The following is a 15,047-nucleotide window of genomic DNA, read 5'->3' as shown; positions in this document are numbered from 1 at the left end:
GCTTGCGCAGCGTCATCGAGCGGTTTGGATGGATCACTGCAGGCTCAGCGTGTAGCGCCTTCTGTCGCCGGGTCGAAGACGCGCTTGCAATAAGAGTGCAGATGTTCCGGCGCATCGGCACGACCGCGGAAGGCGATGTGGCCGTCGGGCCGCACCAGGATCAGCGCGCTGGTGTCCGCAATGCCATAGGCGGCGTGCGCAGCACCGTCCAGATCCGAGAGTGCGGTGGCGTCGTCGGGCTGCGGCACGGCGGCGCCCAGGATGAGTCTGGGCCGCAGCCACGGCCACGCCTTCAGCCCGGCAAGCGCCAGGCGCAGCTGTGGCATGGCATCGTGCTGCCGCCCGTCGAAGGCAAGCAGCGCCCATCCCCAACTCCATCCATCCGGGTTGTAGAGATGGACGAACAGCGTTGTCGAGGTGCCATCGGTGGCGATGACATTCGCATCGGGCGCGCGGTCGCCGCAGTGCGGCACGCGGCGCTGAAGCAGCTCGCGCAGGCCGCCAAGATGATCGTCGTTGAGCGGGCTTTGCGGATAGGCCACCGACAACTGCTGCAGATCGTCCGAGCCCTGGATCAATGTGCCGATGGTGGGGATGAGCTTGGCGGCGATGTCCATGGCCGCATCCTTGATCGGGCCGCGGTAGACGCTGTTGTGGAAGCCACGCGCTTGTCGTTCGTCCAGTTCACGGTGCTCGCCGCCACGCTCCACGTCGTAGGAATCGAGCACCACCGGCGCGGTCTTGCCTTGCAAGGTCATCGCCAGCCGCCATGCCAGGCCGATCGCATCGTGCAGGCCTGCATTCATGCCCTGCCCGCCAATCGGCAAGGTGCGGTGGCCGGCGTCGCCGACCAGCAGTACGCGCCCCTTGGCGTAATGCGCGGCGGTGCCATGCTGGAAGCGGCTATGCGTCAGCCAGATCGGATCGCTCAGGGTCAGCGTCGGGTCTTCGGTCACCTCGCGCGCAATGGTCTGCATTTCCTCCAGGGTCGGGTCACGCTCCGGGATGCCGGTGTCGTCGGCCAGGAAAAACAGCCGGTGGTAGCCGCCCCATACCGGCAGCACACCGCAGAAACCCTTGGGGTAATAGAAAAACCAGAGCTGATCGAAGTCGGTGGAACGTCGCCAACGCAGCTTGGCATCGACCTGACGGTTCATGCGGTTGGGCAATTTCTTCGGTTCGAAATCCAGCCCGAGCTGTTTGCGCACGGCGCTGTCGCCACCATCGGCGCCAATCAGGTAACGGCAGCGCAATTGCTCTGTCGGGCCGTCGTACTGGTCGCCGCTGCCGCATGTTGCAAGTGTGACGGTGACGCCGTCGGCGTCCTGTTCAAAGCCGATGATCTTGCGGCCGCGCTCGACGCTGCCGCCTTTCGCTTCGAGCTGCTCGGCCAGCACGGTTTCGATGACGTCCTGCCCGCTGTAAAGCACCTGCGCATACGGGCTGGCGATATCGGCAATTTCCACCGGGTCGACGGTCTGCCCGTTGAGCAAGGTGCTGACCTTGGTGATCCGATACGACTTTTCCGCCAGCGCATCGCGGATGCCAATGCTGTGAAGCAGCTCCTGCAGCCGCGCCCAGAGGTTGTTGGCGCGCGAATGCGGCCTGGCTTGCACGCGTTGTTCGAAGACGCGGAAGTCGACGCCGTGATGGGCGAGCGCACAGGCGGTGGTCAATCCGATCGGGCCGCCTCCGACGATGATGACGTCGGTGTCTACGTCGCGTTGTACGGAAGCGTTCATGGCCTGCCTTTTTTTCGGGCGACGCGTGTTGCGTCGGCGGTCGCGCTCGGCGCACTGACGTCGTGCGCCATGACCTCGTTCATTTCGACCAGCACGGCGAGCGCGGTTGCCACGCGTCTGGCTCCGATGCGATCCAGCATGCGTTGGTCTAGCGGAGCGGCGGCGGCTTCTGCTGCATTTAGCGCGGCGCGGCCGGTGCGCGTGAGCACCACCAGCTTTGCGCGCTGGTGGTGGGGATTGGGCTGGAGCGCAACGAAGCCTTGCTCGAGCAACAGATCGACGACGCGCTGCACCGCCTGCCGGGTGATGCCCATGTTGCGCGCGATATGCGCCACCGGCAGTGGCATCGGCGAATAGCCCAACGCGCCCAGGACCTGCCACCACGCAGTGGTCAGCCCGGCGGGGCGTACCAACGCATTACCGGTCTCGACCAGACGGCCGTTCGTTTCGAAGATCTTGATCACCAGGTTGCGGACAGCCAGTAAATCGTCTTGAGTGCTCATAGGCAGCATGCTGCCGATATGACAATATGCTGTCAATTGCAAATTTTAGGCTGCAGCATTTGCCTGCCGGTGCCCTGCATCCTTGGAAACTCCCTGCACCAGGAGTCGAGCGACGCCGCAGCGCTGGCGTCGAACGCATGGGCGATCAAGTTCGTCATCGCGTGGCTGTGATCGCTCGCGATTCGGAGCCTGTGGTCGAGATACATCGCGCCGATTAGCGCGCTGCTATTGACTGGTGGCACAACGCAGACGAGTCAGTGACCACATATTCCACTGGAACGACATTGTCGTCTGAGCATCGATTCGCGCAGCAAGTTGCGACAACATCCCTGCACTTCTGCTCGCTTTTCACGTGGAGAGCCCTCTTCACGCGTCACACGCCTTGCACCGTGTGCTGCTTAGCTTGTTCCAATGAGCGCACGTATTTCATCGCACACCTTTGCCTTTGCATCGCACACGGATTCAGCCCCTACCGCCGAACTCAAGCATTCGATTGCGGACAAGTGGCTCGAGACCCACCCGATGCTGCCGCTTCCCGGGCGCGGTCACACCATAGAACGCTGGCAGGCGCTTGCCGATATCGCGGCAGATGACTTGTGCGCGGCAAAGTTCCTGGAAGCGCATTACGATGCGCAAGCCATCTGCGCCGATCTGGGTATGGAACTCATCACGCCGACCCAGCGTTGGGCGGTGTGGGCGGCCGAGCCACCCGGCTCCGATATGCGTTTTTCCGGACAAGTGCTCAACGGCACCAAGGCGTGGTGTTCGGGTGCCGCGCAAGTGACGCATGCGCTGGTGACGACGCGTCATGCAGGCGCCAGTTGCCTGTTTGCCGTGGCGCTGGATCAGCCCGGCATTCAGATCGACAGCAGCGCGTGGCAGGCGGTCGGCATGCAAGGCATCGAGACGGCCAATGTCCGCTTCTCCGATACACCAGCGCGGCAGATTGGCGCAAGTGATGCGTACCTGACCCGACCTGGATTCTGGCACGGAGGTGCCGGCATCGCTGCTTGCTGGTTCGGCGCCACCGTTGCAGTTGCCGATGTGCTGCGTGCCTCTGCGCGTGTGAGCAAGGATCCGCATGCCGCCGCGCACCTGGGCGCTATCGATGCAGGCCTGGCATCTGCCGCTGCGTTGTTGCGTCAGCTGGCAACACGCATCGATGCGCAGCCGGAGCAGGCACATCTGCGTGGCGTATTGCAGGTGCGCAGCGTGGTCGAGGCGGTGGCAAGCGACACGCTGGATCGGGTCGCACGTGCGTTGGGTCCAGGGCCGCTGTGCGGCAACCGCGCACATGCGCAGCGTTGTGCCGACTTGTCGGTGTTCATTCGGCAACATCATGCAGAACGCGACCTGCAGGCCCTGGGCGAGTTGTGCCAACAGGAGGCATCGCCTTGGAAGATCTAGCCGGGCAGACCATCGAGGGCACAGGCACGCCGGAAGCCGTATGGCGCGCCGCGCTGTACCTGAGCGAGCTGTCACGTGTCACGCTGTTGCAACTGATGCAAGGCGGCCAGCGTCTGGTGGTGGTGGCGCCGCACCCGGACGATGAGGTGCTTGGATGTGGCGGGTTGATTGCCGCCGCGCGTGCCGCAGGCGTACCGGTGCTGATCATCGCGCTGACCGATGGGGAGCAGGCCTATCCCGACGAACCCGGCTGGCAGCCACAGGTGTTGGGCCCGGCGCGGCGCCTGGAACTGGAAGCTGCCGCGCAGCAGTTGGGTGTAGTGCCTGGCGCATTGACCCATCTCGCACTGGGCGATGGCGCGCTGGCGGCATGCGAAGCGCGCATGGCACAGGCCCTCGGTGATCTGATCACTGCGCAGGACACGGTGCTGGTGACCTGGGAGCGCGATGGCCATCCGGATCATGAGGCGGCGTCGCGCGCGACCCATGCCGCATGCAAGGCGCAGTCGGCGCGGCGTTTGCAATATCCGGTCTGGGCATGGCATTGGTCGCGTCCGGAAGATGGGGTATTTGCCGATGGCACTGCCGTGCGCTTCGATCTATCGCCTGCGGTGCTGAGTGCCAAGCAGCGCGCCATCGCGTGCTTTGCGACGCAGCTTGGCAACTGCACGCCGGCCGTTGCAGCACCGATCCTGCCGCCGTCGGTGCTGGAGCGCTTTGCGCGGCCGTTCGAGGTCTTCATCCGATGACCGCGCTGAGCGTTGAGCACTTTGAGCAGATGTATGCCGATGCAGACCCGTTCGGTTATCGCTCGCGCTGGTACGAGCAACGCAAGCGCGACATCCTGCTCGGTGCCCTGCCCTACCCGAGGTTCGCGCGTGGCTGGGAGTTTGGCTGTTCCAACGGCGAGCTGACCGCGCAGCTGGCGCTGCGTTGCGACACGCTGCTGGCGACGGATCTGTCGCAGCAGGCGGTCGAGCTGGCGAGCATGCGCGTGCAGGCGCTGCCCGCGGTCACGCTGCAACAGGCCGCGCATCCGTCGGACTGGCCGGAAGGGCTGTTCGACCTGATCGTCTTCAGTGAAGTGGGTTATTACCTCGACACTCCGGCTTTCGAAAAGACCGTCGCGCTGTTCGCCCGCTCGCTCACCGTCAAGGGCTGTCTCGTGGCATGTCACTGGCGGCATGACTTCGACGGTGCGTTGCGCAGTGCCGAGCAGGTCCACAGCGCACTGAACCAGGCATTGGCAATGGACACGCTGTGTTCCTATCAGGATGCGGACTTCGTGCTGCAGGCCTGGATGTCCGGGCCGTCGATTGCGCAACAGGAGCAGCTGCGATGATCGCGGTGACCATCCCGGCGCATAACGAAGCGGATCTGATCGGCAAGTGCCTGCAATCCATTCTGGTGGCGGCCGCGCATCCGCATCTGTTTGGAGAGCGCGTGGAAATCCATGTCGCGCTCGATCGCTGCAGCGACGGCACCGGCGCCATCGCACGCGCGCACGGCGCAAGAACCGTCACCACCTCCGGTGGTGTCGGCATTGCGCGTGCAGCGGCCGCATCGGCGGCGATTGCGCGCGGGGCGCGCTGGCTTGCGTTTACCGATGCCGACACCTGCGTGCCGCCGGACTGGCTTTCGGCACAGCTCGATTGCGCTGCTGATGTGTTCTGTGGCGTGGTGGAGGTGACCGACTGGCACGATTTCCGTCCTGAGACACGGCAGGCCTTCCTGACCAAGGAAATTCGCCGCGACGGGCATCCGCATGTGCATGGCGCCAATCTCGGCATGAGTGTGGCTGCGTACGTGGCAGCCGGTGGTTTCTCTGCGCTCAAGTGCAGCGAAGACGTGGCGCTGGTCTCGGCATTGGAGCGCGCGGGCATGCAGATTGCCCGCCTGGTCAAGCCGGTCGTCAATACCAGCGCCCGCCGCATCGCCCGTGCGACCGGCGGATTCAGCGATCACCTGGCTCGACTGGAGATGGCCGTACTGGCAGGCGAGCCGGTACTGGGTAATCAGGTCTAGAGCGGCTATCAATACCACTGCGTAGCCGCCAGGTGGGCGTGGCTGGTGCTGGGAATTACATGCACCACTCTTGCACTGCGATTCCTTCGCGTCATCCGCACTCGCGTGGCGACTGCCTGCTGCGCCTTACTGGCCACTCTTAATCGTTGGGTGTGTCGCCGACTATTGTTCAGCAGCAAGCAGTCGCGTCGGTTCCAGGCATTGGATGGGATCGCCATTGGAAACGGCGCAAATAAATCAGTTTATCCAGCGATCGATACCTCGATCACCACCAGCTGTCGCGACAATGGAAGCTGCGTTTATCTGCATAAGCGAGCTATGCATAATCCACTGCGGTCGTGTTCTTTTTGATTTAATCGTCATCTGCTGATTATTGCCTTTATCGCTTGCAAGTTGAAAAAATAGCGCTCAAGGTGCAACTGTTCTCGACTTAATGCGCCGGCACACGCCGGCCACTGCCGCTACCGAGGTCATGATGGACTCCACGATGTTCCGGCAGATTGGTCGTTATCGCTTGACTGCACATACGGTTCCGTTGGACGGCGTATTCTTCCCGGAGATTCTGGTGTCGTTCGAAGATGGGATCACCTTGTATGGGCACAGGCGTGAGATGCGATTCGACACGCAACTTGCCGCGCATCACTACGCCAGACAATGGATGAGCAGATGCACCATCACGCCGCTGGGCATTCTCGAGAGTCTCTGAGCGTCGCCGCTACCTCTGATGTCAGGAACCAGATGGCTCCGCTGCCGGGAAGCCCAGCGTGAAGCAGGCGCCCTGCCCTGGCACCGATTGCACCTCGATATAGCCGTCGGCCTGCCTGACCGCCCCATCCACTTGCGCCAAGCCCAGCCCGGTGCCCTTGCCTGCCGGTTTGGTGGTGAAGTAGGCGTCGAACAGCTGGTCGCGGATCTCCGGCGCAATGCCGCTGCCATTGTCCTGGACAGAGAGGGTGACATAATCGCCGGCGCGACGACCGGCGGCATCCACATCTGCTAGTGTCCGCGTCGCCACGGTGATGCAGACCCTGCCACGCACCGCGCAGACATCGCGCGCATTGATCACCAGGTTCAACAAGGCCCGTTCCAGCGTGTGTGGATCCGCCAGTACGGCACTGTCGCAAGTCGTGGTTTCCCACTCGACCGATACCGCAGCGCCTGCCGCCTGTTGAAGCAGGGGCAGCAGGCGCTCGACCAGCGCATTGAGCTCGACGCGTTCGGGAGCATAAGGATGCTTGCGTGCAAATCCCAGCAGGCGTTGGGCCATGACCGAGCCCTGCTGCAGAGCGGTCTCTGCCATGCGCAAAATCTTCTGATCCTCTTCCACGATCGAGCCACGCGACTGAACCACATCGATGGCAGCGCCCGCGGTTTGCAGCACGTTGTTCAGGTCGTGAACGACACCGGCCAACAGTTGACCGACTGCCTCGCCCTCCTGCGCACGCTCGGCTACGCGCTCAGCCAGACGCTGCGCGGCGCGTGCAATATCCAGCTCAACCTCGATGCTTGGAGACTGCGCCTCTGCACGTACTTGGTCGTGCGTCGCCGCAGCAGCCTGCTCATCGTGCCTGGTTGTAGCCTCGCTGCGGGCCTGCAGCGTCTGGTTGAGCGTGCGTAATGCCTGCTGCGACTGCCGGCGTTCGGTGATGTCGCGATTGACCGCCAGCACGCCCTCGATCTGGCCATCAGCGTTACGCAGTGGGCTTGTCGACACCAACCAACTCTGGAGCTGCCCGTCTGCATTCGTACATTCGGTCTCGAACTGCTGCGACTCGCCACGCTCGGCAGCAGCGAGCGCCTGCCGAACGCGCGGCCTGAATCGCTTCGGCCATAACGACACCCAGGGCAGGCCCACCACAGAGGCGGCATCGACAGACGCCACACGCGCCAGACCATGCGCGTTGACGAACCTGACGCGTCCGTCCAAGGCAATTTCCTTGATGGAATCCAGCGACAGCTCGACGACCTGTCGATAGCGATGGTCGGGAAAGTCCTGCGTGCTGTTCATGGTTCTCAAATCGATCACGTGTTTTTCGCGTGGGAAACGTAGTGTGATGCATGCATCCTCAGAAAACCTGCTTTATGGGCTCTACAAACGAAAAACTGATTCTTGTCGTCGAGGACGATGCTGACACTCTCGAGTTGGCCACGCTGCTGCTGACCGAGAGCGGTTATGCGGTCGTCACCGCAACCGATGCGCAGGGCGCGCTGGAGCATATCGATAAGCACCCGGCGATCGCGCTGGTTTTTACCGATCTGCAGATGCCGGGGTTATTGGATGGATACGGCCTGATTTCGTATCTGCGCGCGGATGGCAACAATCTGCCGGCGATCCTGACATCGGGTCTGGGGCATTCCCCCAATGGGTTACCCAGCCGGACGACGTTCTTAAGCAAGCCCTACACACGCCGCAGCCTGGTGCAGAATATCGAGGCTTTTGTCGGGCATTAGAGCGGCTAGCAGGACTACTGCGCGGCCGTCAGGCGGGCCCGGCCGGTGCTCGGGATCGGCGTCACTCCTACCCTTGGGTTCCGAGTCCCTCGTGCATAGTCCCGACGACCCCTGGCTACGTTTTGTCAGCCGCTTTTGGCGTGACGGTCAGCTCGCACCTTGCGGCGCATGTGCATGTTTCAGGTGTGCTGCTTGCCCCGCGCTGGGTTGATTGACCAAAACACCCCAGCAGGATCGACAGGCGTCGCGATAAGCTGCTCGACGCTGGATCGCACACTGTGCCAGCCATCAGCGCGCCGCGCGCCGCCAGCCTGCATTGATTGCTTCCTGGCTTGTGCAGAAAAAACGCTCGCCCTTGGCAGGTGAGATGCTGGTCCGCGTGTAATCGCGTTGCCCGGGCATATGGAAGATCTTGCTGCCCTTGCTGGAAATATTGCCTTTGATGGCGCAGTGCGCAGGCGTTTGCGTCTGCACTGCGGCCTGAGCACGCTGTGCCGATTGCGTGCGCTTGCTGCGTCGGTAATCGGCAGGCATCTGAAAGCTGCCGGCCCAGAGGTTGCGCCGTTGTTGCTGCGCGTTGCGCTCGTCGGCAACGAACGCGGTGGCGTACTCGCGGTAGGCCACCGCCCAACCGGATTGCACCATCCAGCGGTTGACCGACTGCCCCTGCACATAGCACTCGGCCACGATCCGTCCATAGCGATCGGTGTCCTTGGCTTGGCAGCGAATCGTCTTGTCGAGCAGGTAGCCATCCAGTGCGGCAGCGGAACGTCGGCCGCAGGGCCATGCACTGCCAGCGTTGCTGGTGCATTGCTGCGCGCTTTCCGGTGCATCGATGCCCCACAGGCGGATACGTTTCTGCGCGACAGTGATGGTGTCGCCATCGGTCACGGTTGCCCGGCCGACCAACTCAGCTGCAGTAAGGGGTGAAGCGAATAGTGCCACGACAACCACCACCGAACATCTAAACAACATCAACAACAAGCCTCGGGTGATCGGCAGAGCGTGTTCCGTCTGTTCTTGCCTTGGTGACAGCGTCTAGCCGATTGGCTCATCAGAGATCCATCGCACTGATGCCTGCGTCGTCCAGGCCGACGCAGGGCCGGCACTGTATGCCAACGGGACGGCGATGCCTATCCCTCGCGGTGGTCCGCGAAGACGGTGTTGCGCTCGGTGTTCATCGATGCGCATTCGTTACGGCTGCATTGGCCGCCGATCAATCGCGGTGCCGATAGACGGCGAGTAGAAACCCGCTGCCTTGAAGGCCGGTGTCTCTGAGAAGTTGGATTGATCCTGATGAGACCTACAGGTAGCCCCTGCCCCCGCACCCTTGGCGCAAGTGACACGCCGAGTACTGCCCGGTTCTTTGCAGAACCGGGCATGCAGGCAGGCTTACTGCGCAGCCGCTTGCGGCGCGACAGGCGCCGCATCCGGCGTCACGCGCCAGATCGTATTTGCCAGATCGTCCGCGACGATCAACGCACCACGCGGATCGAGCGTGACACCGACCGGGCGGCCGCGGGTCAGGCCATCGTCGCCATGGAAGCCGGAGACGAAGTCGATCGGGTCGCCCGCCGGGCGGCCATCGCGGAACGGCACGAACACCACCTTGTAGCCAACCGGCGGGTCGCGATTCCAGCTGCCGTGCTCGCCGACGAACACGCCGTCGCCGAACTGCGCTCCCATCGTGGTCGCCGAAAACGCGACACCGAGTGCGGCGACATGCGAGCCTAGCGCGTAGTCGGGCACGATGGCCGAGGCAACCTTCTGCGGATCCTGCGGCATGACTCGCGTGTCCACATTCTTGCCCCAGTAGCTATAGGGCCAACCGTAGAAGCCGCCTTCGCGCACCGAAGTCAGGTAATCGGGCACCAGGTTCGGGCCGATCTCGTCACGCTCGTTGACCACCGCCCACAGTGCGCCGCTACCTGGCTGGATCGCCAATGCAGTGGGATTGCGCAGCCCGGTGGCGTAGCTCTTGTGGGCGCCGGTTGCCGGATCCACCTGCCAGACCTGGGCGCGGTCGACTTCGGCAATCATGCCGCGCTCGGTGATATTGCTGTTGGAGCCGATCGCAACATACAGATAGCGTCCATCGGCACTGGCGGTCAGCGCCTTGGTCCAGTGATGGTTGATGGCCGACGGCAAGTCGGTGACCTTGCTGGGTGCAGCGCTGGCCTTGGTCTGCCCTTGCTGATAATCAAAACGCACCAGTGCGTCCTGATTTGCCACGTACAGCGCATTGCCGATCAGCGCCAGGCCATACGGTGCATTGAGCTTGTCGGCGAACACCGTCTTCAGTTCATAGGTACCGTCGCCATCGGCATCGCGCAGCAGCGTCAGCCGGTTGCCGCTCTTGACCGAGGTGTTGCCCTTGGCCTTGATCGCACCGGCAATCACGTCCTTGGGCTTGAGGTTGGGTGCGTTGCCGCCGCGGCCTTCGGCGACCAGGATGTCGCCATTGGGCAACACCAGCGTCTGGCGTGGGATGCCCAGACCGGTGGCGATTGCAGTGATGCGGTAACCCGCAGGCACGGTGGGTTTGCGCTCGCCCCAGGCTGCCGGCTCGGCGATGGTCATGTCGGGCAGCAGGCCGCGATCCGGCGCTGGCAGTTCGGGACTGGTGCCGTGTTGTTTGAGCTCGGGTGCCTTGCCACAAGACGCGAGTGCGGCAGCGAGAATGGAGACCGACACGACGGTAACGGTATGACGCTTCATCGGGCACCTCCCACGCGCAGGCTGGACAGCCCCGACCAGGTTGCAACAAGCGCGAATGCGGTCGCAATCGCAGAAAATACCAACGCTGCCGGCATGATGGCCCAGGCATCGCGGGCATGATGCAGGGCGTCGAAGAAGCCGACGATCCATGCTGCACCGAGCGCGATTACATAGATCACATTGCGGCTTCCGCGAACGAAGCCGACGATCGCACACAGCAAGGCGATGGTCGTCAATACCATCGCGCCGATCAGCAGCCACGCAGCAAAATTGGCCCACTGGATCTGATGACTGCTCCAGTACGCGTAGTCGCTCAGCAAGGCACCGAGAAACAGCGGCCACACACCGCCGAGCACGGCTGCATGGAACGGATGGATTGCCCAGGATCGGGCGGGCGTGGCAGTTGAATTCATGGCGGACTCATTGGGCGCGTGGTGAAACGTGCCCCGATGCTGCCAGCTGCCACGTGATGAGCGCGGTGATGCTGAGTCTTTTCTGCGCGATGGCTGCTCTGACGCAGAATCCTCGTGCCCATGGTTCAGGACATCGTGACCCAAGGCTATCGATTCGAACAGCATCCGCGGCGCGGGACGCGACTAACTTACTGTCCAGATGAGGCCGATCACGGCCAAGTGTGCAACGTAATAACCATAAAATGCCCAACGTAGCCGGGGTAGCGGTAACTGCAGCCTGCCGAGCTGCATCAGCGGAAGTGCCAACAAGGCCCAGCCATTGCCGTTGTTCCAACACAACAGTCCCATGCAAATCCACAACTTCCAAGGCAATTTGGCTAAAGTCGGTTTTGTGGAAGCCAGGCCGACAAGTGACTGCAGCGTTCCGCCAGTGCGAAACCAGCTCCATGCCGCCCCTACAAGCCAAACTCCGATCCATTGATAGTCGACGGCCATTGGCGCAAGTAGTCCAAGAAACGAGGCCAGCAGCCAGCGGCGATCTTGCATTGACCAGACGAGACAAGTCGCAAGTGCGAAGGTGATAAGAATGTTGACCGGCAGCAGGAAACCAAATGCCCACACGTGGAACGGCTGTGCAATGAGCCCCCAGCCAGCCAACCGCTTTACCGACTTCGCGTAGTCGGTTCCAGGTTGCGCGAGATTGAAGGCCATGATCAAAGCAAAAACTGGGAAGGCTATGCGTCCGAGTTCAGATAGAACCGGTACATAGCCATCCAGCAGTGCCTTGACTACGTGATCGAAGGTCATAAAAACAAGCGCAATCCATTTCAGGAGCTCCCTGCCGCTACTCGTCATGTCGCCTCTCAAATGTCGTGCGGCAGCAGCCGCGAAACTGCGCACTTGGACAGCCATGGAATGTGCGGCCAAGCCCACCACCATCGCCGCGTGAAGTTTTCATCAATCAACTACCGATAGAGGAACGGTTGTAACTCATACCGAGCAGGCAATCACCCGCTCTTTGACACAGGCAGCTGATGTGGCTTCTCAACCGGCTGGATTTGTCGCTGCAAAAGCCCACGACAGAATAGTGGAATGTAGGCGCTCTGGCGTGGCGGGCATGGAGACATCCAGCCCCTTCCAAGGCTGCGCTGCTCAGGCAAAACCGAAACCACTCATCCTGCCGAGCGACCGCTGGACCGCCGCCACGACCACAGGTCATGGAAAGATGTGCGTGCTCCAGGCCGCTCTCTCCGCGGGGCTCCACCCACTGGAGGAGCGGGCAGATGAAAGCATTCGCAATGATGTTGCTGGCAACCGCGTTGACAATGACCGGCACGACCAGCATGCCCAGCCAGCACCGCTCCAAACAGGGGCACAGACTAGGACCGCAGCGATGCGATTGCACGAGCTGCGTGACCAAGACCAGCAGTGACTCCCTGCCCCGCCGATTTCGTCAGCAGCACGCATCCAGGATGGCTTGAGTTCCAGTGCGGGTCTGCAGTGATGAGCGCCGATCATAGGACCATGCAAGCTGGTTGGATGGAGCGGCGTTGCATCTGCGTCATGCTCGTTGCCGGTATGTACGGCAAGGAGACGGCGATGGAAAACGCAAGCCTGGTGCATTCGACTCGGCATGGTGTACGCACAGCTGGGGCGCCACCTGCACCGCATGGTCCGGCATCGGATGCTTGGATTCGCGCTGCCTTGCCCCTAAATCGGTGGAGAGATGCGATGCCATGCGCAAGCGCGCTGCGCCGCACTCTCCCCTCCATGGCTGCGCTGTTGTTGGGCGCAGTTGTCTTGCTCTCTGTTGCCCCCTCCCCCGCGGCAGCACACCCTTCGGAGATCACGTCCATGACGACACACGCCACCTTGTCGCCTACGCAGCAGGCCATTGCGCCGATTGCCGCGTTTGCGGCCACCGGCGATATCGACCGCTTGAACACCGCATTGGAGGCGGGCCTCGATGCTGGCTTGAGCATCAGCGACTGCAAGGAGGTACTGGTCCAGCTGTATGCGTACGCCGGGTTTCCGCGCAGCCTCAATGCACTGGCTGCGCTGATGCAGGTCGCCGATGCACGCAAGCAGCGCGGCATCGCCGATGCGCCGGGACACGACCCCGGCCCGGTACCGAGCGGCGATGCGCTGCTGGCGCTGGGCACCGCCAACCAGACCCGTCTGGCCGGCGCACCGGTGACCGGGCCGTTGTTTGCGTTTGCGCCGGCAATCGATCAGTACCTCAAGACGCATCTGTTCGGCGACATCTTTGCCCGCGACAACCTGGACTGGGTGAGCCGGGAACTGGCCACGATCAGCGTGCTCGCCGCCCTGGAAGGCGTGGAGGCGCAGCTGCAATCGCATTTGAAGATCGGCCTGAACATCGGTGTGACCGAGGCACAACTGCACGAACTGGCCCAGGTGCTGGACAAGCGCGTCGGTGCGGCCGCCGGCACACGCGCCAAGGCGGCACTGGCCAAAGCCAGGACCCAGTGAGCCTGCGACAAGATTCGACAACCGCAGCACATGATGCCGCTGCGGGGTGCCATGCCGGTGGCGGCACTACGTCGAAACCGATCTGGCCCCGCTAAAGCGGCGCCGGGCCAGCCGCCAGCCCCGGCCGCCCACCGGCCTGCTTGACGACCAACTGGCCGATGTACTGCTCGGCCAGCCTGGTACCGATCTCCAGCGCGGTCTGTAGCGAGCCGAAGGTGGGCGCAGCCGGCAGCGGCACGGCATGCCCACAGACCTGCAAGGTCTCCAGCACGATGCGCCGATGCCCGAGCTGTCGAGCGACCACGCGGTACGGCAGGCCCTGGTCGGTGCCTTCCGTGGACATTCTTTCGGTGCAGTGGGTACTCATCGGGCTCGAGCATAGCTGTGATGCCCAAATTTGGTGGCGTGGCAATTTGAACAATTTATGCAGACGCTAGCGCAGCACCAGCGGCGCACTTCCGACAGAACCGCTGCGGCCTGAGCAGGCCCGACAATGCTGCGATGACACCGATGTCGCACTCTGCGTGGCGGACGTAGCGGCGCCGACGAGGACATCATCAGAATAATCTGCTGTAGGGGAACGCCAAATTTTGAGCTCCCCCCGGAAACAATCGGCTTGAATATTCCCCTGGCATTCAGCTTTGATGGCCTGAAGCAAAGGCGCGCCGGCCTCGAAGTTTATTCGGCGCACTGAACATCCATCGTTTCTTCGAGCATATCTCCTTGCGAATTTCATATAGGAAATGCGGAGAATTGGGCACAATGGCCGGGCTCGCTCGTTTTTGGTCAATATAAATCCGGCGAATATATTCGTCTAGTAGCAGAAAATTTAATATAACACCGGTGTCATTTCGATAAACCGCACCCGGTCAGGCCTGATACGGAAGAGTCCGTTAGGGCTGCTAACTTACAGTCGAATCCGCTACGGCGTGTGGGCAATTCACCGACATGTTCGACGCATTTCCCGATTACCTGCGATATGCATCGCATTTAGGATTGCCGCCCCCGGAGATTCGTGACCGCTTATTGTCGCGTCCGCTCTGACATTTCTTTGCAGTCGGGCCTGATAGGGAGTTTTCTAATCCAATTTGGCTATGGATTAAATCGTAAAACCCTATGCGTGATGTTTTTCTCTGAATAGCAACTGTCCGTTCAGGTTTTAGAGTTTACGGATAGCGCCGTTAAACAATCTCGCAAGCACACGGTTCAATGCGTCGGCGCATCACCGTGTTATCCGAAGCGCTTATCTGAGGGGACGGATTCGCGGCGGATAAAGTGAATGATACGTGAAATCA

15 protein-coding genes and 1 other RNA gene are annotated in these 15,047 nt (G+C 62.0%); 8 read left to right on the top strand and 8 right to left on the bottom strand.

Annotated features, from left to right (window positions below; all coding sequences use genetic code 11):
- Positions 1–44: 44 nt before the first annotated feature.
- Entirely contained in the window at positions 45–1,742 is a 1,698-nt protein-coding gene (locus ABQY64_RS10510; RefSeq protein ID WP_349780503.1) for an FAD-dependent monooxygenase, read from the bottom strand.
- Positions 1,739–2,254 carry a MarR family winged helix-turn-helix transcriptional regulator gene (locus ABQY64_RS10505; RefSeq protein ID WP_374151349.1) on the bottom strand — a complete coding sequence of 172 codons (516 nt, stop codon included), beginning with the start codon at positions 2,252–2,254 and terminating at the stop codon, positions 1,739–1,741. Before ABQY64_RS10505 ends, ABQY64_RS10510 begins: the two co-directional genes overlap by 4 nt.
- 513 nt (positions 2,255–2,767) lie before the next feature.
- Between ABQY64_RS10505 and ABQY64_RS10500 the strand changes: the two genes are divergently transcribed.
- The 6 genes from ABQY64_RS10500 to ABQY64_RS10475 all read left to right on the top strand — a co-directional run bounded on the left by ABQY64_RS10500 (position 2,768) and on the right by ABQY64_RS10475 (position 6,383).
- Positions 2,768–3,652: an acyl-CoA dehydrogenase family protein gene (locus ABQY64_RS10500; protein WP_349780501.1), complete on the top strand. Its 885-nt coding sequence runs from the start codon at positions 2,768–2,770 to the stop codon at positions 3,650–3,652.
- The gene (locus ABQY64_RS10495; RefSeq protein WP_349780500.1) at positions 3,640–4,401 is read left to right on the top strand and encodes a PIG-L deacetylase family protein; all 762 of its coding nucleotides are present in this window, start codon (positions 3,640–3,642) and stop codon (positions 4,399–4,401) included. Before ABQY64_RS10500 ends, ABQY64_RS10495 begins: the two co-directional genes overlap by 13 nt.
- Positions 4,398–4,994 (top strand): class I SAM-dependent methyltransferase, encoded by a 597-nt coding sequence (locus ABQY64_RS10490; RefSeq protein ID WP_349780499.1) that lies wholly within the window; start codon positions 4,398–4,400, stop codon positions 4,992–4,994. Before ABQY64_RS10495 ends, ABQY64_RS10490 begins: the two co-directional genes overlap by 4 nt.
- Positions 4,991–5,677, top strand: coding sequence for a glycosyltransferase family 2 protein (locus tag ABQY64_RS10485; protein ID WP_104574310.1), 687 nt, complete (start codon positions 4,991–4,993; stop codon positions 5,675–5,677). Before ABQY64_RS10490 ends, ABQY64_RS10485 begins: the two co-directional genes overlap by 4 nt.
- A gap of 59 nt (positions 5,678–5,736) precedes the next feature.
- Positions 5,737–5,812, top strand: a non-coding RNA gene (locus tag ABQY64_RS10480) — sX9 sRNA.
- Positions 5,813–6,164: 352 nt separating this feature from the next.
- Complete coding sequence (locus ABQY64_RS10475) at positions 6,165–6,383, top strand: hypothetical protein (RefSeq protein ID WP_349780498.1); 219 nt, start codon at positions 6,165–6,167, stop codon at positions 6,381–6,383.
- Positions 6,384–6,404: 21 nt separating this feature from the next.
- Here the strand turns inward: ABQY64_RS10475 and ABQY64_RS10470 are convergent, their stop codons facing one another.
- Entirely contained in the window at positions 6,405–7,685 is a 1,281-nt protein-coding gene (locus tag ABQY64_RS10470; RefSeq protein WP_228607609.1) for a nitrogen regulation protein NR(II), read from the bottom strand.
- Positions 7,686–7,735: 50 nt separating this feature from the next.
- Here ABQY64_RS10470 and ABQY64_RS10465 point away from each other — a divergent pair, with 50 nt between their 5' ends.
- Positions 7,736–8,128 (top strand): response regulator, encoded by a 393-nt coding sequence (locus ABQY64_RS10465; RefSeq protein WP_372358761.1) that lies wholly within the window; start codon positions 7,736–7,738, stop codon positions 8,126–8,128.
- Positions 8,129–8,416: 288 nt separating this feature from the next.
- On the opposite strand, the gene ABQY64_RS10460 is transcribed toward ABQY64_RS10465, so the two are convergent.
- The 4 genes from ABQY64_RS10460 to ABQY64_RS10445 form a co-directional block, all read right to left on the bottom strand.
- Positions 8,417–9,103, bottom strand: coding sequence for a thermonuclease family protein (locus ABQY64_RS10460; protein WP_349780497.1), 687 nt, complete (start codon positions 9,101–9,103; stop codon positions 8,417–8,419).
- Positions 9,104–9,520: 417 nt separating this feature from the next.
- Complete coding sequence (locus tag ABQY64_RS10455) at positions 9,521–10,846, bottom strand: sorbosone dehydrogenase family protein (protein WP_349780496.1); 1,326 nt, start codon at positions 10,844–10,846, stop codon at positions 9,521–9,523.
- Positions 10,843–11,259: a hypothetical protein gene (locus tag ABQY64_RS10450; protein WP_016904791.1), complete on the bottom strand. Its 417-nt coding sequence runs from the start codon at positions 11,257–11,259 to the stop codon at positions 10,843–10,845. The genes ABQY64_RS10455 and ABQY64_RS10450 overlap by 4 nt, the downstream gene beginning before the upstream one ends.
- A 183-nt stretch (positions 11,260–11,442) precedes the next feature.
- The gene (locus ABQY64_RS10445) at positions 11,443–12,114 is read right to left on the bottom strand and encodes a TraX family protein (RefSeq protein ID WP_349780522.1); all 672 of its coding nucleotides are present in this window, start codon (positions 12,112–12,114) and stop codon (positions 11,443–11,445) included.
- A 999-nt stretch (positions 12,115–13,113) separates the two neighbouring features.
- On the opposite strand from ABQY64_RS10445, the gene ABQY64_RS10440 reads away from it, so the two are divergent.
- Entirely contained in the window at positions 13,114–13,752 is a 639-nt protein-coding gene (locus ABQY64_RS10440) for a carboxymuconolactone decarboxylase family protein (RefSeq protein WP_104570045.1), read from the top strand.
- Positions 13,753–13,843: 91 nt separating this feature from the next.
- On the opposite strand, the gene ABQY64_RS10435 is transcribed toward ABQY64_RS10440, so the two are convergent.
- Positions 13,844–14,119, bottom strand: coding sequence for a hypothetical protein (locus ABQY64_RS10435; protein ID WP_104595167.1), 276 nt, complete (start codon positions 14,117–14,119; stop codon positions 13,844–13,846).
- Positions 14,120–15,047: the final 928 nt, after the last annotated feature.

It is taken from the genome of Xanthomonas sp. WHRI 7065, from assembly GCF_040203115.2.
Taxonomy (GTDB): Bacteria; Pseudomonadota; Gammaproteobacteria; order Xanthomonadales; family Xanthomonadaceae; genus Xanthomonas; species Xanthomonas arboricola.
This window is presented reverse-complemented; position numbering and strand designations above follow the sequence as displayed.